The organism is Nocardiopsis sp. NPDC055551 (assembly GCF_053619415.1).
In genome coordinates, this window is the sequence record NZ_JBSHJJ010000001.1 from 580,421 (window position 1) to 606,207 (window position 25,787).

17 protein-coding genes are annotated in these 25,787 nt (G+C 69.2%); 11 read left to right on the forward strand and 6 right to left on the reverse strand.

Going from position 1 to position 25,787, the window contains the following annotated elements:
• The first annotated feature begins 108 nt into the window (after window positions 1-108).
• The 5 genes from ACWGSK_RS02350 to ACWGSK_RS02370 all read left to right on the forward strand — a co-directional run bounded on the left by ACWGSK_RS02350 (window position 109) and on the right by ACWGSK_RS02370 (window position 5,871).
• Entirely contained in the window at window positions 109-939 is an 831-nt protein-coding gene (locus tag ACWGSK_RS02350; RefSeq protein ID WP_358509021.1) for a siderophore-interacting protein, read from the forward strand.
• A gap of 145 nt (window positions 940-1,084) precedes the next feature.
• A complete protein-coding gene (locus tag ACWGSK_RS02355) occupies window positions 1,085-1,555 on the forward strand; it encodes a hypothetical protein (RefSeq protein ID WP_358509019.1) in 471 nt (156 codons plus the stop codon).
• A 57-nt stretch (window positions 1,556-1,612) separates the two neighbouring features.
• Entirely contained in the window at window positions 1,613-2,308 is a 696-nt protein-coding gene (locus tag ACWGSK_RS02360; protein ID WP_358509018.1) for a TetR/AcrR family transcriptional regulator, read from the forward strand.
• A 41-nt stretch (window positions 2,309-2,349) separates the two neighbouring features.
• Entirely contained in the window at window positions 2,350-4,878 is a 2,529-nt protein-coding gene (locus ACWGSK_RS02365) for an MMPL family transporter (RefSeq protein ID WP_452455045.1), read from the forward strand.
• 96 nt (window positions 4,879-4,974) lie between these two features.
• Window positions 4,975-5,871 carry a GAF domain-containing protein gene (locus tag ACWGSK_RS02370; RefSeq protein ID WP_358509014.1) on the forward strand — a complete coding sequence of 299 codons (897 nt, stop codon included), beginning with the start codon at window positions 4,975-4,977 and terminating at the stop codon, window positions 5,869-5,871.
• A 95-nt stretch (window positions 5,872-5,966) separates the two neighbouring features.
• Here ACWGSK_RS02370 and ACWGSK_RS02375 read toward each other — a convergent pair whose 3' ends face one another.
• On the reverse strand, window positions 5,967-7,214 hold the full coding sequence (locus ACWGSK_RS02375; RefSeq protein ID WP_358509013.1) for a metal-dependent hydrolase family protein: 1,248 nt from the start codon (window positions 7,212-7,214) through the stop codon (window positions 5,967-5,969).
• Window positions 7,215-7,378: 164 nt separating this feature from the next.
• On the opposite strand from ACWGSK_RS02375, the gene ACWGSK_RS02380 reads away from it, so the two are divergent.
• The 4 genes from ACWGSK_RS02380 to ACWGSK_RS02395 all read left to right on the forward strand — a co-directional run bounded on the left by ACWGSK_RS02380 (window position 7,379) and on the right by ACWGSK_RS02395 (window position 12,014).
• On the forward strand, window positions 7,379-8,212 hold the full coding sequence (locus ACWGSK_RS02380) for a MurR/RpiR family transcriptional regulator (RefSeq protein WP_358509011.1): 834 nt from the start codon (window positions 7,379-7,381) through the stop codon (window positions 8,210-8,212).
• A gap of 104 nt (window positions 8,213-8,316) precedes the next feature.
• On the forward strand, window positions 8,317-9,726 hold the full coding sequence (locus ACWGSK_RS02385) for a sodium:solute symporter family protein (RefSeq protein ID WP_358509009.1): 1,410 nt from the start codon (window positions 8,317-8,319) through the stop codon (window positions 9,724-9,726).
• Between the two features lie 123 nt (window positions 9,727-9,849).
• On the forward strand, window positions 9,850-10,599 hold the full coding sequence (locus tag ACWGSK_RS02390) for a hypothetical protein (protein ID WP_452455046.1): 750 nt from the start codon (window positions 9,850-9,852) through the stop codon (window positions 10,597-10,599).
• A 2-nt stretch (window positions 10,600-10,601) separates the two neighbouring features.
• Entirely contained in the window at window positions 10,602-12,014 is a 1,413-nt protein-coding gene (locus ACWGSK_RS02395) for a hypothetical protein (protein WP_452455047.1), read from the forward strand.
• On the opposite strand, the gene ACWGSK_RS02400 is transcribed toward ACWGSK_RS02395, so the two are convergent.
• The 4 genes from ACWGSK_RS02400 to ACWGSK_RS02415 all read right to left on the reverse strand — a co-directional run bounded on the left by ACWGSK_RS02400 (window position 12,005) and on the right by ACWGSK_RS02415 (window position 19,805).
• Window positions 12,005-13,699, reverse strand: coding sequence for a translation initiation factor IF-2 (locus ACWGSK_RS02400; RefSeq protein WP_452455048.1), 1,695 nt, complete (start codon window positions 13,697-13,699; stop codon window positions 12,005-12,007). The two genes, ACWGSK_RS02395 and ACWGSK_RS02400, sit on opposite strands and share 10 nt — an antisense overlap.
• A gap of 239 nt (window positions 13,700-13,938) precedes the next feature.
• Entirely contained in the window at window positions 13,939-15,867 is a 1,929-nt protein-coding gene (locus tag ACWGSK_RS02405; RefSeq protein ID WP_452455049.1) for a calcineurin-like phosphoesterase C-terminal domain-containing protein, read from the reverse strand.
• Window positions 15,868-16,911: 1,044 nt separating this feature from the next.
• Window positions 16,912-18,279: a DUF222 domain-containing protein gene (locus ACWGSK_RS02410; RefSeq protein WP_452455050.1), complete on the reverse strand. Its 1,368-nt coding sequence runs from the start codon at window positions 18,277-18,279 to the stop codon at window positions 16,912-16,914.
• An 812-nt stretch (window positions 18,280-19,091) separates the two neighbouring features.
• Window positions 19,092-19,805 (reverse strand): response regulator transcription factor, encoded by a 714-nt coding sequence (locus tag ACWGSK_RS02415; RefSeq protein ID WP_358509346.1) that lies wholly within the window; start codon window positions 19,803-19,805, stop codon window positions 19,092-19,094.
• A gap of 447 nt (window positions 19,806-20,252) precedes the next feature.
• On the opposite strand from ACWGSK_RS02415, the gene helR reads away from it, so the two are divergent.
• Together helR and ACWGSK_RS02425 are read left to right on the forward strand one after the other, a co-directional pair.
• Window positions 20,253-22,400, forward strand: coding sequence for an RNA polymerase recycling motor ATPase HelR (gene helR, locus ACWGSK_RS02420; RefSeq protein WP_358509357.1), 2,148 nt, complete (start codon window positions 20,253-20,255; stop codon window positions 22,398-22,400).
• A gap of 245 nt (window positions 22,401-22,645) precedes the next feature.
• Window positions 22,646-24,244: an ATP-binding cassette domain-containing protein gene (locus ACWGSK_RS02425; protein ID WP_358509343.1), complete on the forward strand. Its 1,599-nt coding sequence runs from the start codon at window positions 22,646-22,648 to the stop codon at window positions 24,242-24,244.
• Between the two features lie 64 nt (window positions 24,245-24,308).
• Here ACWGSK_RS02425 and ACWGSK_RS02430 read toward each other — a convergent pair whose 3' ends face one another.
• A complete protein-coding gene (locus ACWGSK_RS02430) occupies window positions 24,309-25,751 on the reverse strand; it encodes an MDR family MFS transporter (RefSeq protein ID WP_358509340.1) in 1,443 nt (480 codons plus the stop codon).
• Between the last annotated feature and the right edge of the window lie 36 nt (window positions 25,752-25,787).

Here is a 25,787-nt window from a genome sequence, read left to right on the forward strand (position 1 = left end):
GTCCTTCGGGTTCCCGTCCGGAATCGTGGCCGCACCCACCCCGAACAGCCCGAACCGCGGATCGAGGACGCCCCCTCCCGATCACCCGCACCTTGAGGAGGCACCCCCATGGCCGAGAAGCTCGCCGACTTTCGCCCCGTCCACCCCCGCGCCGCCTCGGTCCGTTCCTTGGCCGTGCACGCCACCTCCCGCCCCTTCCCCGGCTTCGCCCGCGTCACCCTGCGCAGCACCGGCGACGGGTTCGAGGACGACTTCGAGTACCTGGGCTTCGACCACTGGTTCCGACTGTTCCTGACCGCCCCGGACGGCACCCTCGACCTGCCCCTGGGCGGAGCGGAGGGGTGGTACTCCCGCCTGCTGGACATCGAGGAGTCGCACCGTCCGCTGGTGCGCAACTACACCATCCGTGACGCCCGCCGGGTGGGCGATGTCTGGGAGCTGGACCTGGACTTCGTCATCCACCGCTGCGTCACCACCGGCGACGTCGAGGGTGTGGCCGCCCGCTGGGCCCTGGAGGCCCGCCCCGGTGACCGCATCGGCATGCTGGACCAGGGGCGCATCTTCAACGTCGAGGACCACACGGGCCCGGTCCTGGTGGTGGCCGACGAGAGCGGACTGCCGGGCGTGGAGGGGATCGCCCGTTCCCTGAACGGCGCGCCCTGCGACTACGTCCTGGAGATCCCCGACGCCGCTGACCGTCGTGAACTGGTCGGCGCCGACCCGGTCTGGAACGTGCGCACCTACGGTGAGTCCGCCGGCGACCGGGCCCTGGAACACCTGCGCTCACGCGGCATCGCCGCCGACACCCGCGTGTACGTGGTGGGCGAGGCGTCCTTCGTCCTGGCCGTTCGCTCCCTGGCCCGGACCTGCGGGGTGCCCAAGGACGAGATCCAGTTCTGCGCCTACTGGCGTGTGGGCCGCCGCGCCAAGCGCAAGTGACATCGGGGCCCGCTCGCGCGCCACGACTCCCCCCACCGTGGGACACCGCTCCCTCCAACGGGGGAGGCCCCACCCGACCTCACGGGACTATTCTGGGTGTGAGGGCCCGGCGACCGGCCGGCCCGCGCCTGACAGGGGAACGTTCGTGAACGACCGCCGCCCACGATGGTTCGCCGCGCCACTGGTGGTGGCCTTCCTCGGCTACGCCCTCGGTAAGGCCTACTACGCCTCCCAGGGCCGTCTGGGTTTTCCCGGCGGCCCGGACGTGCCGCCCCAGGCCTATGAACGCCCCGTAAGCGCGGTGTTGAGTGTGGCCGCCGAACAGTGGCTCGCGGCCGCCACAGGGCTCGCCGGAGCCCTGCTGATCCTGGCCGCGGTGACCGAGGCCGGCCGCCGAGTGCCACGGTTGCTGATGCTGTTCCTCCTGGCCGGTGCGCTGATCGGGGTGGGCGCCGCCGCCGTGGCGATGGTGGGTGGAGCCTTCCTCGGATCGGGCCCGGAATGGGAGTGGTACCACGGCCTGCTCGGCGTCGCGGCGCTGGTGCTCATGGTCGCCACGACCGCGTCCTATGTCCGTTCGGTGGGCCCATGGGTGGACACGTCCGAAGCGATGTGATCCGGTGCACTCAGTGCGTCGTTGCACTGAGTGCACCGAGTTCCGTAGTCTTGCACCATGGCAGAACAGCGGCGCTCGCCCGCCCTCGATCGACGTGAGGCTCTCAAGGCACGGCACCGGCGCTCCATCGTCGACGCCGCGGCCGAGCTGATGTCCGAGATCGGCGGCACCGACTTCACCGTCGACCGTCTCGCCGCGCGCGCCGACGTCTCCCGACGCACCGTCTTCAACCACTTCAAGACGGTGGACGACATCACCCTCGAAGTGTTCCGCGAGATGCTCGCGGTCATCCTCGACGGCGTCGACGCCAACCTCGCCGCGACCGACGAGGGCACATCGATGTTCGACCGGGTCGCGGGCGCCCTGCGCGCCACCGACCTGGTCACCCCGATCAACGAACTCACGCGCATCTTCCAGACCGATGACCGCGGCGCCGGCCACGTCCTCGCCACCGGTGACCGGGCCCTGAACCCGCGCCAGGCCGTGCTCTTCGAGCGCGCCCTCACCGACCTGGGAACCCGGATCGCGGCCACCACCCTGCGTCACCACCCCTCGGCCGACCCCATGGAGGTCGAACTGATGTGCGGCGCCCTCATCGGGGGCGCCCTGGTCGTGGTCCGTCGTTGGGAGAGGGCCACCCAAGGGGCCGACACCGCCGAATCCCGCCGTGTCTGGAACGAACTGCTCGACCGCATGATCGGCACCTACCGCGACGGCCTCGGCACCCTGGACACCGGCACCGCGGCCACCTGAGCGGATCCGCTCACCACACCCACCACTCCTGCGGAAGAACCATGGCTGAACTTCTCTACCGACTAGGGCGTGCCTCGGCACGGCACGCCCGCATCGTCATCGCGCTCTGGCTGGCCCTGCTGGTCGCCGCCGGCGGTGCCTTCTTCCTCTTCTCGGGAGAGCTGGAGGACGGTTTCTCCATCCCCGGCACCGCCACCGACCAGGTGAACCAGCGCCTCAAGACCGAGTTCGAGGGCATGGGCGGCGGCGCCGGCACCATCATCTACGAGACCGATGACGGCGAGCCCTTCGGCGACGAACAGAAGGAGGCCATCGGTGAGCGGGTCGACCTCGCCACCGAGGTCGACGGGGTCGAGGGTGTCGTAGACCCGTTCGCCACAGAGGACGAGCGCGCCGAGCAGGTCGAACTCCTCCAGGACGGGCGCGAACAGATCGACGACGCCCGCGCCGAGATCGAGGCCGGCCAGGAGGAACTGGACGAGAACCGCGCCCAGGCCGAGGCCGCCGGGATGCTCGACCAGATGGAGGAGGCCCTCGACGGCGGACAGGACGAGATCGACCAGGGCCTGGAGACCCTGGAGACCGAGGAGGAGCAGCTCGAACAGGGCGAGGCCCTGATGGAGATGGCCGACGGCATCGGCACCGTCTCCGAGGACGGCAACGCCGCCATGGTGATGGTCTCCTTCACCGACGCGCAGGAGGAGGTTTCCCAGGAGACCCGCGACGCCGTCATCTCCGTCTTCGAGTCGGAACCGGTCGACGGGGCCACCGTCGAGTTCGCCGACGACATCGCCATGGAACTGCCCAGCCTGGTCAGCAAGGCCGAGATCATCGGCGTGGTCGTCGCCGGCGTCGTCCTGGTGGTCATGCTCGGCACCCTCATCGGAGCCGGCCTGCCGATCCTCACCGCCCTCGTCGGCGTGGGCATCGCCACCCTGATCACCATGGCGCTGTCCGGTGTCCTGGCCATCGCCGACATCACCCCGATCCTGGGTCTCATGCTCGGCCTGGCGGTGGGCATCGACTACGCCCTGTTCATCGTCAACCGGCACCGACGCCAACTCAAGCAGGGACTGGAACTCCAGGAGTCCGTGGGTCTGGCCAACGGCACCGCGGGCAACGCCGTGGTGTTCGCCGGCGCCACCGTGCTCATCGCCCTGCTGGGCCTGAACCTGACCGGCATCGGCTTCCTCGGCCTCATGGGCAGTGTCGGCGCCATCGCCATCGCCATCGCGGTGATCGTCGCCATCACCCTCATCCCGGCACTGCTGGGACTGGTGGGCAAGCGCATCCTGTCCAAGCGTGAGCACGCCCGCCTGGGCGCCGCCTCAGTCAACGGCCAGGCGCCCGAGAGGCCCGGCCACGTCAAGCCGATGTCCAACGTTCGGGCACTCGGCCGGGCCGCCATCGCGATCATCGTCCTGGGCGTCATCGCCCTGCCCGTCCTGGACCTGCGTCAGGGCCTGCCGGACGGTTCCTCGCAGTCGGTCGACTCCACCCAGTTCAAGGCCTACACCGCCATCGAGGAGAACTTCGGCGAGGGCCAGAACGGCCCGCTCCTGGTCACCGCCGATCTGCCCGGCGGTCCCGACGACGACGAGGCCGAGGCCAACGCCGAGCAATACCAGTACGAGGTCGCCGACGCGATCTACGCGCTGGAGGACGTCGAGGCGGTGGCGCCCATCGGTGTCTCCGACGACCAGACCCTGGCCATCTTCCAGGTCGAACCGGTGGAGGGTCCCTCCAGCGAGTCCACCGAGGACCTCGTCCACACGCTGCGCGGCATGGAACCCATCCACGGCGAGGCGCCGCTCGGCGTCGCCGGTATGGCCAGCGGCAACATCGACATCTCCGAGCAGATCGCCGGTGCCCTGCCCACCTACCTGACCGTGGTCGTGGGCCTGTCCCTGGTCATCCTGCTGCTGGTGTTCCGGTCGATCTTCGTGCCGGTGGTGGCCACGCTCGGGTTCATCCTGTCCTACTTCGCCGCCTTGGGCGGTGTGGTCGCCGTCTACCAGTGGGGTTGGCTCGGCGGTCTGCTCGGGATGGAGAACCCGGGGCCGGTGCTGAGCTTCCTGCCCACGATCATGGTGGGCATCCTGTTCGGCCTGGCCATGGACTACATGCTCTTCATCGGTACCGGCATGCGCGAGGCCTACGTGCACGGCGCCCCGGCCCGCCTCGCGGTGGTGCAGGGCTTCCGGGCCGGCCGTTCGGTGGTCACCGCCGCCGCGATCATCATGATCTCGGTGTTCGGCGGGTTCATCTTCTCCGAGATGATGATGATCAGCTCCGTGGGCTTCGGGCTCGCGTTCGGTGTGCTCCTGGACGCGTTCCTGGTCCGGATGCTGCTCATCCCCGCGGTGATGCACCTGGCCGGTGACGCCGCCTGGTGGCTGCCCAAGTGGCTGGAGCGTGTGCTGCCCGACGTGGACGTGGAGGGATCGGCCCTGGAGCGCGCCCACCTGCACCAGGACGAGACCGTCGAGGAGACCGGCGAGACCGACGAGGACCGGAAACCGACCGAGGAGATCGAACCCGGATCGGATGTCACCTCCGGTCGTCACTGATCCGTACTCGGGCCCGGTGGAGCGCCCGGCATCACGCCGGTGCCGCCCACCGGGCCTTCGTCACGCAAGGGCGCCGACCCCGCTACAGTGAGCCGCGTGAAAAAGCCCGTGAACCCCCTCCTGGGCACGCTTTCGTGGCTGGGTTACATCGCGCACCGTCACAAACCCCTGGCCCTGACATTGTCCGGGCTCCTGGTCGCCTTCGGCGGTATCGTCTCCGGAATCGTGATCTGGTGGGGAGTGCCGCCCATCGTCGTCGGCGTGGTCATCCCCGCCCTCGACCTGTGGTGGGAACGGCGCAGCAAGAACAACAACGAACTCACCACCGCCCGGGAGAAGGTCCTGGAGGAGGCGCTCGCGCCGCTGTTGGAACTGGCCGCGACCGTCACCTTCCGCCCCCGTGACAAGAGGGTGGAGACCGCAGAGGCCGCGGCGATGCGGGTGGCCGGCGACCTGCGGGCCGCCTTCATCTCGGTACCGGGGGTACGAGCCGTGGTGTTCGTGGTCTCCAACGACGGGCGACGGATGGAACCCCGCTTCCCCGCGGGGCGCCCCGACCGCCCCCGCGACTTCGTCCGCGGTACTGAACGCGGTGACCAGGCCTTCCGTATCCTCGACGAACTACCCGGCCGTTTCGTCATCGTCGAGGACCTGCGCTCCGAGGGCGCCGACACCCCCTATTGGGCGGGCACCGGCGCCCACTACAGCACCTTCATCGCCGCGCCGATCCGTTCCACCGAACACGCCTTCGGAATGGTCACCATCGACGCCCCGGACCCGGGCAGCCTGGACCACCAGCACGGATCCACGATCGCTTTGTTCGCCGCCGCACTGGGTATATTGTTCGCGGAGGCGGCCCGAGGCGCGACCGGAGGGCCCGACCCCGAGAAGAGGAATGGTCGTGATGGGAAAGTTCAAACTGACCAGCCCCCGCGAGAACTACCTGGCCGAGAAAACGGAAACGCCCGAGGAAAAGCTCAAGAGGGCTCTTGAGGAAGTGCGCTGCGAACGCCGCAAGCGCGACCGGGCGCTGCTGCGCTCGACCGGCGTGGTCCGCCCCGCCTGATCCCTCGGGCGCACCCGTGCCCTCAAAGACCCCCGCGGCGTAGAACACCGCCGCGCAGCACCGCCCGCACGCCACGCTCGGGTTCGGCCAGCACCGACAGGTCCGTCAGCGGGTCACCGTCCACGACGACCAGGTCGGCGCGCGCCCCCGTGCGCAGCGTGCCGACCTCGCCCTCCAGATCCAGCAGGGCCGCCGCCTCACTGGTGGCCGCGCGCACCACGTCGGCCGCGGGCTGGACCTCGCCGCGAATGGCGAACTCCGCGCTCTGGTGGACCTGCATGCCACCGAGCAGGTCCGTGCCGAACACCAGGCGCACCCCGCCCTCGTGCGCCATCCGCAGGGCCTCCAGACCCCGGTGCAGCACCGTGTCCACCTTCGCCTGACTCTCGGCGGGAAGCCCGTTGCGAGCTCCCTGTCGGGACAGTTCGCGGTAGGTGACCAGCGTCGGGACCAGGAACGCGCCGTGCTCCACGAACAGCTCCACGCTGCTCTCGTCGATGAGGTTGCCGTGCTCCACGCAGCGCACCCCCAGACGCAACCCGCGGTTGACCGCCCGGGCAGTGTAGGCGTGCCCGGTGACGTAGCGGTTGGCGGCCTCGGCCTCCTCCACGACCGCGCGCAGTTCGTCCTCGGCGGACTGGGTGGAGTCGATCCGGTCGGTGGGCGACGCCACCCCGCCCGAGAGCATCACCTTGACGTGGTGGGCGCCGGTGCGCAGCTGTTCACGGGCGGCGCGGCGGAACTCGATCGGTCCGTCACAGATCAGACCCGCCCCCGGGCAGCATCCGTGCTGGTCGGTGCCGTGCCTGCCGCGTGGACGGAAGTCTCCGTGCCCGCCGGTCTGGGACAGGGCCTTGCCGCCGAAGATCAGGCGGGGCCCGTCGATGAGTCCGTCGTCCACGGCCTCGGCGAGCCCCCAGTCGGCGCCGCCGACGTCGCGAACGGTGGTGAACCCCCGGCCGAGCATGTCGGACAGTGAGTTCGCGGCGTAGGCGGCCACGTAGGAGGGGGAGTGGTCGCCTACGGCGCCCAGGTCGGCGCTCAACGCGGTGGCGTGCACGTGGGCGTCGATGAGGCCGGGCATGAGCGTGGCCCCGGCGAGGTCGACCGTCTCGGACCGGTCGGTGACGCTCGACGGGACCTCACCCGCACCACGGGCCGCGATGACGCCGTCCTCGACGAGCAGCCAGCTCCCGGGCGCGCGGGTTCCGGTCTCGGGATCGAGCAGCGCGGTGTTCGTGTACACGATGGGGCGCGGGTGGTCGGTCACGGGGAACCTCCAAGGTGTGGGTGCACGGTCGGTCGTAGGCTGGGCCACGACGATGAAATGCAATATACGTTGCATCTGGGTGTCGTTGTCCAGCGGGGGTGATATCGCTGGGTTCGGCGCGAACCGGGCGGTCCGGATCGCTCGAACGAAGAACGGACGGGGCGATGGCGGACTGGATCGAGGAGACACTGGAGCGCGGGCGCGCGGGCAGGGCCACCGAGAGGGTGCTGCGGGTGCTGCGGGACGAGCCCAGGTTCGCCTCCTACGCGACCGCCGCCGAAGTGGCCGAACGGGCCGAGGTCAACGTCGCGACGGTGGTGCGGGCCGGCCAACAGTTGGGTTACTCCGGCTGGCCGGCGCTGCGCGTGGAGTTGCGTTCGCGCTACCTGGCCTCGCTCAGCGCGGGGGAGGTGCTGGCCGAACACGCCGGCTCCGACGCCGATCCGGTACGGGCGGCGGTGCGTTCGGACCGGGAGAACCTGCGTCTGTTGGAGCGAACCCTCGAACCCGATCGGGTCCGCGCGGTGGCCGCCGCCCTGCACCGGGCGCGCAGGTCCCTGGTCCTGGGCTCGGGCACCTTCGCCGCGCCGGGGGTCCAGCTCTCCCACGCCGCCCAGATCATGGGCTACGACGTGCGACTCCATGACTCCGGCGGCACCTCACTGGTCAACGCCCTGGCACGGATGGACGAGCGCGACCTGTTGGTGGTCTGTGATCTGTGGATGCTCCCCGTCGCGCTGGGTCGGGCGGCGCGTATGGCCGCCGACGAATCGGTGCCGGTCGCGCTGATCACGGACCGTCGGGACTCGCCCTTGGTCGCCGTGGCCGACCACGTCGTCGTCGTGCCCAGCGAGGGAGTGGGCATGTTCCCCTCGCTGACCGCGGCGATGGTGATCGTGCACGCGATCTTGGCCGATCTGGCCAGGGTCGGGGGCGAGACGGCCCTGGCCGCGGTGCGTCGCACCGAGCGGCTGTGGGAGCAGGCGGAACTCTTCTAGGTGATCCAAGTCACATAAGATGCAATATCTATTGCATTCCTGTCGTCGTTGCTGGTTACATCGGGCCTCAGCCAAACCCCTCCGTCTCCCTCTAGAGGCCATCCATGCAAACGACGCACCTGATCCTCATCACCCTCTACCTCGTGGTGATGGTCGGGATCGGCCTGTACTACACCCGATCCTCCAAGGTCCGCACGGGTGAGGACTTCCTCTTCGCCGGGCGGAGTCTGTCCACCCCCGTCATGATCGCGACCCTCGTCGTCACCTGGGTCGGATCGGGCACCATCATCGGCGGCGCGAACTTCGCCTACAACCACGGCCCCATGGCGGGCATGGTCTTCTTCGCCGGCACACCCCTGGGCATCCTCGTCCTTTTGCTGGCCGCACGCCGCATCCGCAGGGCGGCTCGCCACACCGTCCCCGAACTACTCGAAGCCCGCTTCGGCACCGGGGTCCGTACGGTCGCCGCGGTGGTCACCACCATCGCCTACATCGGTCTGGTCGCCTCCCAGTTCGTCGGCGGAGGCTACGTCCTCGCGCTCATCACACCGCTCAGCCCCACCCAGGGCGCGCTGGTCGTCGCGGCGGTCGTCACCATCCTCACCGTCACCGGAGGTCTGTTCTCGGTCGCCTACACCGACTTCGTCTCCGCCATCCTCGTCTTCGGCGCGCTGATCGTGGCGGTACCGCTCATCCTGGTCGCCGTCGGCGGACTACCCGCCTACTGGGAAGGGCTGCCCGAGGTCGCGCGCACCCCCACCGGCGGACTCGGCCCGCTGCAGCTGCTCGGCTACTTCCTGCCGCTGTTCCTGCTCCTGCTCGCCGACCAGAACCTCTACCAGCGACTGGCCGCGGCCAAGGACGAACGCGCCGCCCGCAACTCCACCCTGGGCATGCTCATCGCCAGCTTCTTCGTGTTCGTCCCCGTGATCATGCTGGCCACCTCCGCCGCCGTGCTCATGCCCGGCATCAACGGCGACGAGTCCGTGCTGCGGTTGGCATCCGACGGCCACCTGCCCACCATCATCGGCGGCCTGCTGCTGGCCGGCGCGGTCGCGTTCGTCGTCACCACCGGATCGTCCTTCATGCTGTCGGGCGCCTCCAACGTCGCCTACGACCTGTTCGCCAGGTTCGCCGGCGACAAGATCGGAGAACGGGGCACCCTGGTGGTGCAGCGCACCTCGGTCGTGGCCATCGCCCTGGTCGCCATCGCCCTGGGCCTGTACTTCCCCACCGTGTTGGACCTGCAGATGTACTCCTACACGGTCTACGGCGCGGCCATCACCCCGGCAGTCCTGGCGGTCCTGTTCTGGAAACGCGCCACCACCGCCGGTGCCGTGGCGGCCCTGATCACCGGGTCCGCCGTCACCATCGGCTGGGAGGTCGCGGGGGCGCCCGGCGGCTTCAACGGCGTGATCGTGGCGCTGCCCGCGGCCGTGTTGGCACTGGTGATCGCCAGCCTGCTCAGCAAGGCCCCGGACGCGAGCACCCTTGAGGCCGCCGGCGTGGACTGAACCCGAGACCGGAAACGGACAGATGGGGGCGTCCTAGGCCCCGGGCCCGGCCCGGGGCCTAGGATCGGCGGTGGCCGTGACCACTCGGCGCACGCGTGCGAACACACCCTTAGGAGGCCGAAGGTGTCCGACCCCCGACACCACTACCAGCTGCGGGACAACCACGGCACGTCCATCCAAGGAGACCGGGTCTCCGTCACCTTCATGGAGCCGAGGCCGCCCGCGCCGCCGCACCAGGCGCCCAACGCCGATCGCAAGTACACCAACCGCGTCGATGAACTCGCCCGGCTGGAGAGTGTGGCCGCGCAGGTCCTACGGGAACGACGTGGCGCGCTCGCCCTGCTCACCGGGGAACGAGGGGTCGGCAAGAGCGTCACCCTCGCGGAGGTGGCCCACCGTGTGGGACGCGGGTTCGAGGCCGGCGACCTCTACTTCGACCTGCGCGACTGGCGCGACGGGGAAGGTGTGCTCGACGTGGCGGCGGTGCTGCGCAGGATGCTCGCCGAACTCCAGGTGGGGGACGTGGGCGAGGAGACCGACGCGTCGGTCCTGCACGGCCGGCTGCGCAGGACCACCACGGGAAAGCCGCTCCTGCTGCTCCTGGACGGGGTCGCCGACGAGAGGGATCTTCGCGCCCTGTCCCTGGGCACCGGACCGCACCTGGTCGTGGCCGCCTGCGCCTTCGGGTTCACCTCGACCGCGGAGCTGGTGGCCGGTGGCGCCGAAGCCGTCACCCTCACGGCGTTGGGCGGGGACGACTCGCTCGCGCTCCTACGCTCCTTCCACGGTGTCGACCGACGTCTGAGGGGCCGTGCGAATGGGCCGCCGCCGAACGGCTCGTCGAACTCTGTGGGGGCCTGCCCGCGGCACTGAGGATGGCCGCCGGGCACATCGAGGCCCAGGAACTGGGCGTGGCCGAACTGGTGAGCGCGATCCGGGAACGGCAACGCTCCACTTTTCCGCCAAGGAGCGGCGCCGAGGTCGTGGTCGACCTCGCGGTCTCCGGTCTGGCACCCGATCGGCGCCGAGTCCTCGACGTCCTCGCCACGGACCCGGGCCGCGGCTTCGACCGGGAACTGGCCCATCTCGTGCTGGGGGAGCGGGCCGACGAAGTGCTGAACGGACTGGCCGAGGCCGGGATGCTGCATCGCGGCGAGGGCGGCGGTCGCGGGATGGTGGAACTGGTCCGCGAACGGGTCCGGGAGGAGGCGGGTGAGAACTGGGCCTCCGACGCGTTCGCCGTGCTGCGCTACCACACCGTCACCCACCACCTGGCCGATCGCGCGGCGCTCGGGGAACGACACCGGCTCACCGACGACCTGCCCACCGCCGAACTCACCGTTCCGCCCGGAGACCACCTGGTCCCCTTCGACGGCCGGCGGGAGGCCGCGGAGTGGCAGGACCGTCAGATCGAGCGTGTCCCCGAACTGATGTCCCTGGCCCTGGAACTCGACCGCCCCCTGGCGGTGCCGGTACTGGCCGACGCGGTCTGGCCGACCTGTTACGGCCGTCGTCGTCTCAAGACCGGCGTTCGTATCTATCAACGTGCCCTGGAAGTGGCACGGCGGTCGGAACACCACGGTGCCGTCGCCCGCTGCGCCAACTACCTCGCCCGTCTGTACATCGAGCTCGACATGACGGAGCAGGCGCTTCCCCTTGTCGCCGAGGCGGAACGCGAGGCCGACCGTACCGACCACGAGCTCGACCGCGCGGTGGTTTTGGAGACACAGGCGCTGCTCAAGGAACGCGACCCCGACCTGCCCGGGTCGCCCCAGGACTCTCCGAGCGAACTGCTCACCCGCTGCCGTCGGATCCACCGCGAGGCGGGACGTCCGCGCGGTGAGGCGATGCAGACCTACCAGCTGGGTGGTCAGGCCCTGCGCCGAGGCGATCTCACCGAGGCGCTCCACGAGCTCACCCACGCGGAGGACATCGCCGACCGGCGTATCGCCGAGCTCGACAGGGAGAGCCCGGACCGGTGGGCACGGTGGGTCGTGGACGACTGGAAACAGCTTCGGGCCCGGATCCGACTGCTCCTGGCGCGGGGCCTGGCCGGGATCGACCGCACCCACGAGGCCGCGCGCAAGGCCGAGGCGGCCCTGGAGGTCTTCGTCCAGGTGGCCGACCCCGTCAAACAGGTGCGGGGCGCGCGGTTCCTGGCCGAACTGGACCGCACACGGGGCGAACACGACCTGTCACGCAAGCGGTTGGAGTGGGCCGGGAAGGTGGCCGGACATTACCACCTGGAAACCGAATCGGCGCAGATCCGGCGCGAACTCTACCGATAGCCCCGGACCTCCTCGACATCCCCCAGAAAAGCGAATTCCGGCGGGGGGGGGGTGCCTTTCAGACGCAGGGTTCGTTCACCCACGCGAAGGGGCAACCCATGGTGCCAGGCCCGCCACGGGTGGGCACGGCGTGACCAGGCCACGGCGGCGGCCGCCACCATGGAGGCGTCCAGGGGGTGGTCGCCGTGTACGTCGTGCACCCGCATCGCCGCACCGGAACGGTCCAACAACAGTGTGGAGTTCCGGTCCAGGGCGGCGACCGCCGACCGGGCACGCGGATAGGAGGCGATCCGCTCCTTCACCCAGGAGACCGAGTCCGCCTCACTCCGTACCCGCCGACGCGACCAGGCGTCGGCGGCGTCCCGGCGAGGGAGGGCGGTGTCCTCGGCGTCCACCACCAACGGGCGGGTGGCGGCCTCCTCCGGCGACCCGATGGGCACGGCCGAAGGGTGGCGTCGCAGAGACAGCTCTGTCCCATCCGGCCCCTTAACGGCCTCCGAGTCGATCCGCCAGGCGGTGACGTCGTCGACCTGAGGTTCCAGGTCGGGCAAGGGCGGGAAGTAGGCGGGGCGTTCGGGTTCGGTCAGATCCAGCAGTGAATACAGCACCGTACGGAGCCGGGACGCCGAGTCGCCGTGGTGTTCGATGAGTAGATCGGCCACCGGCACCACGGGGGACCGTGTGGCCAGGTCCACCTGTTCGACCAGGCGCCCCGAACCCAGACGCGGCAACAGGGAACCGAACTCCAACAGGGGCGAGGCCGGATCGATGTCGGCGATGTCGAAGGCCGCGAGCAGCACCGGCCGGCCCAGGGCGGCCGCGTAGTAGGTCACCGAACCCACGTCGCCCACCACCACGTCCGAGGCGATCAGGGCGGCGCGCCATCCTTCCTCCGGCGGGATCAGGGCCAGACCCGCCTCGATCTCGTCGGCCAACCACAGCTCCAACTGGGCCCGCCCGCGCGATCGCCACACGTTGGGGTGGGCGATGAGCGCTACCCGGTACTCGTCGTGGGGCAGCTCGGCGAGCAAGGCCCGCACCAGGTCGCGGCGCGCGCCCAACAACGACCCCCGATTCCAGGTGGAGGAGACCACCACCAGTCGACGATCGTCCACGTTCAGGGCTTCCCGGTACCGGTCGCGGCGCCCGCCGGCGGCGAGCATCCGATCAAAGGCCGGGTCGCCCACCACCACACCACGGCCCCGGGCCGCCGGGAGCACTCGATGGAGACGTTCGAGCTGCTCACGATGCGAGTACAGGAATCGCGTCGCGATGGGTTCGCCCTCGTGGAGGAGTTCGCTCGGATCCAGCCCGGAGGCCCTTGCCAACGAACCCGGGGCGGCGCCCACCCGTCGGTTGTGTCCGACCCCGTGCGGCATGAGTACCAGTGGGGCCGGCACCCGGTGAGGGGCGCCCTTGGCGCTGGCGGCCAACGCCAGGTCGTGCGGGCTGCGCAGGGCTTCTTCCCAGGGCAGGACCTCGTCGACACCGGCGGTGTGCAGTAGGGATTCGATCCCGGACTCGGAGGCCGAACCGGGGGTGATGGTGAAGGTGACCCCGACCCGCTCGTCGGCCAGCAGCGAGGTGACGTCCAGCAGCCGCCCGGCGGCGGGGACGCTGCGCACGACGGCGAGGACCTCGCGCCTGGGGGAGAGGGTCGCCCATTCGGGCGCTCGACGCTTCACGTTGCGGTTCTCGGAGCTCTCTGGATCGCCGGTCCGGTTCGTCCCGGTTCGGCAGGTCAGCTTACGGGAGCTCCGGTCAGGGCGCGCGATCGACCCGGGGTCCGACCCCAGGTGCGACAGAGGCCATACGCGAGACCACGGACGACGACCGTGCTGCGCGCAGTGATGCTTCCCGGCCACGACGAAGGGCCGTCGCCGGTGATCGAACACCGGCGACGACCCTTGTCGTGGGGGCAGGTCTACCCCTCCTCGACGACCTCGAATTCGAGGACGTCGGTGAACTCGCGGCCGTAGGAGTCGGTCGCGGTCACCTCGGCGGTGTGGGCGCCGGCTTCGAGGTCGCCGGGCAGGTCGAACCGCCACAGGTGCATGCTCCGGTCGGCGAGGCTGCCGCCGTGCACCAACTGCTGGGCGATCGCGTACGGGTCGGAGTACTCGACACCGACGTTGACGTCCTCACCCTCCATCTGCTGGGTGCGGGTGGCCTCCTGCGCGGGGGCTCCGTCGACGGCGACCTCGACGGTCGAACCTGTGGAACCCATGAAGAAGTTGGTCGTCAGCCAGGTGCCGTCGGCCAGGTCGGCCCGGTCGAGCACCAGCGGCTCGTCCAGCTCGGGGGCCTCTCCGGCGGGGTCGTCGTTCCACTCCTGGCGCTCGTCGAACCACTCGCGGAAGGTGGGGCTGTTCAGGCTCAGCTGCGTCTGCACCTCGTCGGACTCGCCCGTGACGGTGTAACGCTCCTGGAACTCGTTGCCCTCCACGTCCAACGTCACCACGCCGGGGCGGCCACCGTCACGGCCGATCGCGGTGGGGTAGCCGTCCTCGCCGACCTCGCCGGAGTACCAGTCACCGGAGATCGCGCCCGCGGTGATGTGCGGGAACGGGATTCCCTCGATGCCGAAGAGGTCACGCCAGCCCTCGACGTCGTCGCCGGTCTTGAGGTTCTCGATGCTGTGGCTGTGCCCGGCCACCGTGACGGCCTCACGGCCCTCCAACAGCTCGTGCACCCGGACGACCTGGTCGACCTGGTGCACCGGAGAGCTCTCGTCGGCGTAGTTGAGCAGACCGATGTGCCCGGCGACCACGATCAACTTGTCGTCGGACACGTTCTCCAGGTCGCTCTCCAACCAGGCCAGCTGCTCGTCGCTGATCCGGCCGTTGTACGACGGGCTGCCCTCCGGGTCGGCGCAGTGCTCCTCGATGCCCTCCGGGCTGTCCTCGGCCGCCGTGCACGGGTAGTCGACGGTGTTCAGCGCGACCACGTGCATGTCGCCCACGTCGTAGGAGTAGTAGGCGGGGGCGAGCTGCTCGCGGAAGGTGTCGAAGGAGTGCGCGGCGCTCGGGGCATCGAAGTCGAGGTCGTGGTTGCCGGGCAGGAAACGGGCGGGACCGTTGGTCTCGGCGGTCAGTTCCTTGATGTCGGGGTAGAGCGACAGGTCGTCACCCACGACGTCGCCGACGAACAGAGTGCCGCAACCCGCGTAGTCGTCACGCTCGGACAGGTCCTTGATGGCGCCGGCCCGGGCGTACTCGACCTCCTGCTTGTCATAGGTCTGCAGGTCACCGGCGATGACGCAGCTCTGCGCCGCCTCGGCGGTCAGCTCGCTCTCCACCAGGGGGAAGTTGATCGCGCCGGGCAGTGGACCGGTCGGCTCGATGCCCCCGTAACGCAGCTCGGGGGAGCCCTCGGGCAGGTGGTTGTAGTGGAACTGCGGAACGTTGTACTCGTCCACCGGCACCTGGTAGCCGGACGGCTGGGTGATCGACACCGTCATGTTGTCGAAGACGGGCAGTTCGTACCGACCCTCGTCATCGGTCCGCACCACGTCGCGGCCGTTGGTCACCGTGACCCCGGCCAGCCCGGCCTCGTCGTCACTGGCGCTGTCCCGGTCCTGGTCGATGAACACCTTGCCGGTCAGCACCGAGTCGTCCTCGGGAGTGTCCTCGGCCTGAACGACCTCGATCGCGCCACGGTAGGCGATGTCGTCCCAGTCCTGGTGCTGGGCCTGGGGCTGGTCCTGGGGCTGGGTCGGCGCGGCCGTGGCGGGCACCAAGGTGAGGGCACCGACGACGACCGCCGCCGTCGACACGGCGATAAGGGCACGAGAACAGCGGCGTGCCTGCGGAGGGAAGGGGTTTCGAGCATGTTGGGAACGTTTCGTGAGCATGCGGATTGCTCTCCGTCGCCTCGGGGGTGAAGCCGGTCGGGGGACCGACGGAAAGCAACCTTCGTCGATGGGGCTGAACACGGACCTAGTTGCCGACCAACAGCCGATTATCGGTCGGTGACGTGTTGTTCACTCATCGTTAGATGTTGGAGGCTTGGGGTCTTGGGGTCTGGGGGTTTGGAGTCTTGGAGAGGGGCGTCTGGTTTCGTGCTGCCGGTGGTGGGGGTGGGGGTTGTTGGGCGTTGCTCGGGCGGGTACGTGGGGCGCCTGGGGTCGAGTTCCTTGGGGTGGTTGGGCGGGGTGGGGGTGGGTTGGTGGGGCGCCTGAGATGGAGAACCTTGGGGTGGTTGGGCGGGGTGGGGGTGGGTTCTCCCTCCTTCCCCGCCGCGTGATTGTTGCCGCCCGCACCGTACGCGTCAAGGCAATGTTGAGTTGCTCATCAGCGGGGTTGGTGGCCTTGACCCGTACGGCACGGGCGGCGGTTTGGCGGCTATCGGGGAAGGGGGGAGAGTGGTTGGGGTCCTAACGGCCCAGGGCCCTTCGGGCCCCGGGGGCCCGGTCCGGCCGTGGCCGGCCGGATCCCTTCCCTTCCCTCTGGTGTCCTCGTGGGGCGCGTCGCCACTACGTGACGGGTCCGGTCACGAAGGGCCCGCTACAGGCCGGACACAGGGCGGGCCGCGTCCCTGCGGTGGCCGGCTCTGGTCTTCTCAGCGATGATCTTGTCCGTAGCGCCATGTTGGGCGCCCAACATGGCGCTACGGACAAGATCATCATGGTGGAGAGACAGCACGGGGTTGGTGGTGCGGGTGGGCCGGTACCTGGGGCGGGAGCCGGTACCGGGGGTGGGAGTCGTGCCGACACCCCCAACGGGAGCCGCTCCGGCCCCGGGATATGGCTCCGGGCGGGGGTTCGCGGTGTTTCTGGCTCTGGGCATGCTGATATCCCCACAGGGCACGGGCCCTTGGGATCTGACACCCAACCGGGGGTGTTCTCGCGGTGGTGTTCCACCTGGCGGAAACGCATGGTCGTGGAAGCGGGTGGTGGTCAGGGGGCGGTGGCTGGGGCTGGCTCCCCCTCACCATCCCCGGACCCGGCTTCCTTTCCCGCTTCCTGGCGGTTCTGGGCGTGGTGGTGTTCCCAGATCTGCCGGTTCACCTTGGCCTGCAACCGGTGCTTGAGCCGGTTGTGGGTCGAGCAGAGCACCTGCATGTTGTCGGCGCTGGTGGCCCCGCCGTGGGAGAACGGAACGATGTGGTCGTACTGCGACCAACTACGCGGCACATCACAACCCTCGTGCCACTCGCAGTAGGGCTTCTTGAACCCCGCCGCTTGACGGACCGGATCGGGGGCGCACCGCTGCTTACGCCCCACATCCAACAGAGTCCGACCCTGGGCGTCGGTCACGAACCGGCGCAACCAACTCTCGGGGGTCAAACGGGCCACCATCTGATCAGGCAACACCACACCATCCTCGGTAGTGGCGGGCTCAGTCGACCCATCACCGAGGAAGCGCTTCAGCGGGACGGTGATGTTCAACGTGGCCAACGGTTGGCGGCTCAGGCTGGAGCAACCCCGGTGGCCCAGAGCGGTCTCGAAGATCCGCATCATCGCGTCATAAGTGCGCTGATGCTTCGGCATCGCCGCGTTCTCCGGCCCATACGGCTCGGTGTAAGCCTCCAAGGCGGCCTGGATCAGCTCGTTATCGGCCCCCGGCCCCCACATCCGCAACAAAAACCCGGACTCGAACGTGGGCGAGAACTGCGCACCCCGGTTCTCGAACGTTTCTTCATAGTCCCGGTCGGCCTTATCCGGATCCAAGCGGGCCACGAACCATTTCGTCGCGTCCCGCAACTGGCGCACCGAAGCCTGCGGGCACTCGGCCTTGAAACCGATCAGCCCGAATTCCAACCGGGCTCGAAACCCCTCCACCGAAGGACGCTGGGCACGGAATTCCTCATCCGCCGTTTCCAGGACCTTCGCCCACTCACCCACAGCCTTTTCGGTGGAGGTCGCGATGGCGCACGCTTCACCCAAGGACAGGGCGCTGGTCTGGAAGGCTTCTTCCACCAGGGGCAGCTGCTGCTTGTACAAAGCGCGGGCGAGGGTGGCAAGGCTCTTGGCCTCGGCCGGGGAGGTCCCCCACTGGTGGGTGATCCACGCCTGGATACTGCGCTGGCCACCCTCTTCCAGCAGGGCGCCGGTGGTCTCCATCCGGGCCAGGGCGGGCAGCATCCCATAACGGATACGATCTGTTTCCTGGTTGAGCCGGCCGAACTGTGCGAGCACATCGCCCTCGCACCCGAACGGGATATCCCGGCCGGAGAATTCCACCGCCATCTCCCGCGCACCCGCCATCGCCTTATCGACCGGGGTATTCCCGGTCGGGCGCGGTGCGTGGGGAGGAAAGCTCATACTCTGATTATATGCGAACACCCCAGGAAATGGCAGGCCTACCCGACAGTTTATTCAACCTATTTTCAGGCCTGTGAATGTGTCTACCATAGATGGGGTGGCCATTCTGGGTTATCCACAACCTCTTCCCCTATGACCGGATCCACCTATCACGGAGATGCTCCTAGCGACTTCGTTGGAGGGGCTCTGAATGGAAACGATCTTGCTCGTAGCGCCATGTTGGGCGCCCAAATGGGCGCTAGGAGCAAGATCATCGCTGTGAAGACCAGGGCCGGCCACCGCGAGGACGCGCCCGGCCCCGTGCCTGGCCTGTAGCGGGTCCTTCGTGACCGGACCCGTCACGTAGTGGCGACGCGCTCAACGAGGACACCAGGCGGAAGGGAAGGGATCCGGCCGCCTGCGGCCGGACCGGGCGAAGCCCGGGGCCGTTGGGGACCCCAACCACTCTCCCCCCTTCCCCGATAGCCGCCAAACCGCCGCCCGTGCCGTGCGGGTCAAGGCCACCAGCACCGCTGTCAGAGCACTCAACATTGCCTTGACGCGTGCGGTGCGGGCGGCAACAATCACGCGGCGGGGAAGGAGGGAGAACCCACCCCCACCCCGCCAGACCACCGGCAGGCTCTCGACCCGGGGCGCCCCACCAACCACCCGAGCAACCCCCAACAACCCCAAGAGCAGAGACCTCAGGCGCCCCACCCACACCCCACCCACCAACCCCAAGACTCCCGACCCCAGGTGCCCCACCGGCCTCGACGTGAATGCGGGTGTCCTTCGCCTTGTGTGTCAGATGTGTCGACCCAAGTGTTCGGTGGTCAGCCCACGTACTCGGCGCGGACCGCGTAGATGGCGGCCTCGGTGCGCGAGTGCACCTGGAGCTTCTCCAGGATGTTGCGGACGTGGTTCTTCACGGTGTTCTCGGTGATGAACAGGCGCCCACCGATCTCGCGATTGTTCATGGACCTGGCCAGGAGCTTGAGCACCTCGGTCTCGCGGGGGGTGAGCTGGGGGAGCGTCTCCTTGGGCCGATGGGAGGTCTCCTGTTTGGCCAGCTCGGCGAACTCGGCGATCAGCTTGGTCGCCATGGAGGAGTCCAGGCACGAGCGGCCGGTGGCGATGGTCCGCACCACGCGGGGCAGGTCGGTCACGGCCATCTCCTTGAGAAGGTAGCCGGTCGCGCCGGCCTTGAGGGCCTCGAACAGGTCGGATTCGGACTCGCTCATGGTGAGCATCACGAACTTGGCGTCCGGCGCGATGGCGCGGATGCGGGGGCCCGCCTCGATGCCGGTGGTGTGCGGCATCATCACGTCCATGATGATGACGTCCGGTTGCAGCTCGCCGGCCTTCTGGACGGCCACGTCACCGTCGCCGGCCTCGCCGACCACGTCGATGTCGTCCTCGTCGTCCAGGACCGACACCAGGCCACGGCGGAAGAGGGCGTGGTCGTCGACGACCATGATGCGCAGCGGGCGGGTGGGGGTGGGGCCGTCGACCGGTCGTATCTCGGCGGGGGCGGATTGAGGGGTCACCGGAACAGCTCCTGATTTTCGTTCGGACCGGAAGGAGAATGGACGTCGGGCCTTTGTCCGCCTGCGCGGGAACCGCTGTGGCGCGGGGCGAGAGGTGGTCGAGGGAGAGCGGCCATACCCATGGGAACTCCTGATGCCGAGGGTCGGTCCCATGTTCTCACGGGCGGTCGGCTCGTGGCTGTCGATTCCGATTTCCCGCCTGATCGACAGGACCGGCCCGAGCGACGTGACCCGTCCGAGGGGCATGAAAAAAGCCGCGCGCTGAAGGCGGCGGCGTGAATGCACTACGAGTCTGTGCGGGGGCGAGATGGGTCGAGATCGGGCGAGGGCGATTCCAGAGACCTCTCGCCACTTCTAATTTATAGCGCACCCCCGGGCTTGCGGCAAGACCCCGGTGGTGGTTCACAATCGACCATCGTGAGCACAACCCACGATCGGGGAAACGACGTGAACACCCAGGCCACCAGCGCCTTCGACCTTTCCGAACACCTCGCTCCCAAGGCCGACCCGAAGCTGATCGCCGACGACGAGCGACACTTCTCCGCCATCGCGCGCAGCCTCGAAAACGGCATCGCCGACCTGAGTGAACGCCTCGACGTCCAGCGCCGGTCCTCGGGCGGCAACATCCGAGAGACGGTCGAGCGAGACATGGAGATCCACCGCCTGTCCTCCCGGTTGCGCGCCCTGCGTCGCTTCGGCCTGGACCTGTGTCTGGGGCGATTCGTCCGTGAGGGCGAGGACGAGCCCGTGTACATCGGCAGGCTCGGCCTCTCCGATCCGGAGGGCGACCGCCTGCTCATCGATTGGCGCTCGCCCGCCGCCGAACCGTTCTTCGCCGCCACCCACGCCGACCCGATGGGTCTGGTCAGCCGCCGCCGTTACCGATGGAAGCTCGGCCGGATCGGCGACTACTGGGACGAGGTGTTCACCGAGGACGGCTTCGAGGGCCACGCCGCCCTCGACGACCAGTCCGCCTTCATCGCGAGTCTGGGCGCCAACCGCTCCGACCGGATGCGCGACGTGCTCGGCACCATCCAGGCCGACCAGAACGCCATCATCCGGGCGGGTGCCTCCGGCGCCCTGGTCGTCGACGGGGGACCGGGCACCGGTAAGACCGTGGTCGCCCTGCACCGCACCGCCCACCTGCTCTACGCCGACTCCCGACTGGGCCACCGGCGCGGTGGGGTGCTGTTCATCGGCCCCCACCAGCCCTACCTGGCCTACGTCGCCAACGTCCTGCCGAGCCTGGGCGAGGAGGGCGTACAGACCCGCACGCTGCGCGACCTGGTCCCCGAGGGCGCCATGGCCGGCGAGGAGACCGATCCCGAGGTCGCCCGGCTGAAGGAGTCCGCGCGCCTGGTGGAGGCGATCGAACCGGCCGTGCGGTTCTACGAGCGACCGCCCACCGAGGCCATGACCGTGTCGACCCCGTGGTTCGACCTGTGGTTGAGCGCCGCCGACTGGAAGGAGGCGTTCGACGCGGTCGACCCGGGCACCCCGCACAACGAGGCGCGCGAACGCATCCTGGAGGAACTGGTCGCGATCCTGGACGACCGGCACGAGGAGGAGGACGTCACCACGAAGATGTTGCACTCCTGGCTACTGCGCGACCGGGAGCTGATCGGTGCCCTGTACCGGTCCTGGCCGCTGCTGGAACCCACGGACCTTGTGGGCGACCTGTGGTCGGTCCCGGCTTACCTGCGCCTGTGCGCGCCCTGGTTGGAACCCGACGAGGTCCGCGCCCTGCAACGCGAGGACGCCCAGGCCTGGACGGTGTCGGACCTGCCGCTATTGGACGCGGCCCGGCGGCGACTCGGCGACCCGAAGGCCTCCGAGCGCAAGCGCCGCCACGAGACCGCCGCCGAGACCGAACGCGAGCGCGTGTCCTACGTCATCGACGATCTGATGGCCGCGGACGACGACGGGGAGGGGCTGGTGACGATGCTGCACCACGCCGACCTGCGCGAGAACCTGGTCGACGAGGCGGCCCTGCCGACGGGTGACGCGGACCTGCTCGCCGGCCCGTTCGCGCACATCGTCGTGGACGAGGCCCAGGAACTGACCGACGCGGAGTGGCAGATGCTGCTACAGCGTTGCCCCTCTCGAAGCTTCACCATCGTGGGCGACCGCGCCCAGGCCCGGCACGGTTTCACCGAGTCCTGGTGGGAGCGGCTGGAGCGGGTCGGCTTCGACCGGGTGGAGTCGGCGTCGCTGAGCATCAACTATCGGACCCCGACCCAGGTGATGGAGGCCGCCGAACCGGTCATCCGGGCCGTGTTGCCGGACGCCAACGTGCCGACCTCCGTCCGTGAGGGCGTCCCGGTGGAGTACGGCCGTGTCGAGGAACTGGAGTCGGTCGTGGCGGCCTGGGCGGCGGAGAACGACGAGGGCATCGCCTGCGTCATCGGGGCGCCCGACTTTCGCTCCGGTCCGCGAGTGCGGTCACTGACCCCGACCCTGGCCAAGGGGCTGGAGTTCGACCTGGTCGTACTCGTCGACCCACAGGACTTCGGGGAGGGCACCGAGGGCGCGGTCGACCGCTATGTCGCCATGACCAGGGCCACCGACCGGCTCGTCGTTCTCACGAGCGCCTGACACGAATGTGTGCGGGACCTCCGGTAAAGGAACTTTCGTTCGCCGTGGGTCCCGCGTTAGTCTTGAGCCATGATCCAGTCGGTTCTCTACCTTTAACGGCGTCGTCCGCCGCCCACGCTCGTCGAGCATCTCCGAGCGTCGCGTCGCGGCCATGACGACCTGACCCCATCGAGGGTCGCCGTTTTCGGCATGCCCACCAACCCGGTCACCGGGTGACTTCGGCGTGCCCGTTGTAGAGGACACACATGCCCACCGCCCTTCCTGCGCGTTCGCGCGCGCAACTCGTCGTGTCCGGGGTCTCCGTCGCCCTGGGCGCCCACCGAGTGCTCTTCGACACCGACCTCACCGTCACCCCCACCTCCCGGATCGCGATCGTGGGGGAGAACGGACGGGGCAAGACCACGCTCCTGCACGTACTCGCGGGCACGCTCGTCCCCGACGAGGGCACCGTGAACCTGGTCGGCACGCTGGGCCTGGCCGAACAGGAGATGTCCACCGCCGACCGACGCACCGTGGGAGAGGTGATCGCGGACGCCTTGGCCGACTCCCTGGCCGCGCTCGCCGAACTCGACACCGCCGGGCTCGCCTTGGGCGAGAACGCCGCCGGGGCCGAGGAACGGTACGCGCGGGCCCTGGAACGCGCCGAGGCGCTGGACGCCTGGGACGCCGAACGCCGGATCGACATCGCCCTGGACGCGCTGGGCGCCGAAACGGATCGCTCCCGTCGACTCACCGAACTGTCGGTCGGCCGGCGCTATCGGGTCCGCCTGGCCTGTCTGCTCGGCGCCGAGGACGACTTCCTCCTGCTCGACGAACCCACCAACCACCTGGACCGTGCCGGTCTGGACTTCCTCACCGAACGCCTGCGTCGGCGCTCGGGAGGCGTGGTGGTGATCAGCCACGACCGCGCGTTGCTGTCCGACGTGGCCCACACCGTGGTGGACCTGGACCCCACCGACGACGGCCGTCCCCGAGTCCACGGCGGCGGGTACGAAGGCTACCGCCGGGGTCGCCGGGCCGAACGGGAACGCTGGGAGCAGGAGTACGCGCAACAACAGGAGGAGAGGTCGCGCCTGCGGGACCTGCTGAGTTCGGCACAGAACCGGCTCGTGTCGGGGTGGCGCCCGGACAAGGGCACCGGCAAGCACCAGCGCGCCACCCGCGCGGGCGGACTGGTCAAGAACGTGCACCGTCGTCAGGCCGACCTGGACACACACGAGGTCACCATGCCCGAACCACCGCAGCGGTTCCGGTTCCCCGACCTGCCCACACGGTCCGGTACGACGCTGTTGGCGGCCGAGGGGATCACCGTGGCGGAGCGACTCACCACCCCCGCCTCGCTGACCCTGCGGGGCGGGTCGAGGCTGGTGGTCACCGGCCCCAACGGAGCCGGGAAGTCCACGCTGCTCTCGGTACTCGCCGGTGAGCTGGAACCCACCACCGGCCGGGTGCACGGCTCGGGTGAGGCCCGCGTCGTGCTGTTGCGGCAGGAGTCCGAGCCGCCGTTGGATCGCCGGGCCGCCGACGTGTACGCCGACGCGAACGGCTCCGTCGGCCTGTCCTCGCTCGGGTTGTTGCGCCCACGGGAGATGGGAAAGCGGGTCGGTGAACTGTCCATGGGTCAGCGCCGCCGCCTGGACCTGGCACTGGCCCTGACCCACCGGCCGCACGTGCTGCTGTTGGACGAGCCCACCAACCACCTGTCGATCGCGCTGGTGGACGAGCTCACCGCGGCCCTCGAAGCCACCGAGGCCGCAGTGGTGCTGTCCACCCACGACCGGCGATTGCTGCGCGACGTCGGAACCTGGCCGCGCCTGGACCTGTCCGCCTACGCCCGGGGCTGATCCCGAACACGAGGAAGGGGCGGTGGCCGTCTCATCGGCCACCGCCCCTTTCAAGGGTGTGCGATCACTCCGCGGGCGCGGAACGACGGACCAGGAAGGTCGCGAAGAACGCCAGGGTGGTGATGGCGGCACCGAGCATGAACGCGACGTGGATACCGCCGGCCTCGGCCGCGACGGTGCCCATACCGCCCTCGACATGGCTCGCGGCCACCGCGGTCATCACCGCGATGAACGCGGCCGTGCCCGCGGCGCCGGCGACCTGCTGCACGGTACCGACCACGGCGCTGCCGTAGGAGTAGAGCCGCTTGGGCAGGGAACCCAACGCACCGGTCAGCAACGGGGTGAACATGAAGCCCAGTCCGATGCTCAAGAACACGTGCGCGGTCACGATGGAGGCGATCGTGGTCTCGGTGTCGAAGGTGGTCATGGACCACATCACCAGGGTGACCACGGCCGCGCCCGGCGTGACCAGCGGACGGGGTCCGAACCGGTCGTAGAGGCGGCCGACGATCGGGGCCAGCAGACCCATCACCAGACCACCGGGCAGCATCGCCATACCGGTGGCGAGGGTGTCGTGGCCCAGCACGTTCTGCATGTAGACCGGCAGCAGGATGATGACGCCGAACAGCGCCATGAAGCTGGCCAGCACCAGGCTGATCGAGATGGTGAACTGGCGGGATTCGAAGACCCGCAGGTCCAGCAGGGCCCGGTCCTCACGCTGCAATCGCAGCTGACGCCACACGAACAGCGCCAAGGACACGACGCCCACGCCGATGGCCAGGACCGGAGACACGCCGGACCCGGCGTCGGAGGCCTCTCCCAGGCTGGAGAAGCCGTAGACCAGACCACCGAACGCGAAGGCCGACAGCACGATCGACAGCACGTCGACGCGGGCGGTGGTCGGCTCGGTGATGTTGCGGATGAAGACCGCGCCCAGGGCCAGGCCCACCAAAGCGATCGGCAGGACCAGGCCGAACATCCAACGCCAGTCCAGCACGTTGAGGATGAGCCCGGACAGGGTCGGTCCCACGGCCGGCGCCACCGCCATGACGATGGAGATGTTGCCCATCACACGGCCGCGACGGTCGTTGGGGACCATGTTGAGCACGGTCGTCATGAGCAGCGGCATCATGATCGCGGTTCCGGAGGCCTGCACGATCCGGCCGAGCAGCAGGACCGTGAAGTTCGGCGCCAGGAAACAGATCAGGGTGCCCAGACTGAACAGGGTCATCGCCGTGATGAAGACCTGTCTGAGGTGGAACCGCTGCAACAGGAAACCGGTGATGGGAATGACCACGGCCATCACGAGCATGAAGGCGGAGGTCAGCCATTGTCCGGTGGAGACGGTGATCCCCAGGTCGCGGCTGAGGGCGGGCAGGGCCACACCCATGATCGTCTCGTTCAGGATGACGACGAACGCCGAGACCAGGAGGAGCGGGATGACGAGCCGGGTGGCGCGTTGGTCGACGCCCTCGTCGATGGTGGTGGATGGGGTGTGCCTGGTCACGTATTTCCTTGGGCGCTCATGGATGGGCTGGACGTC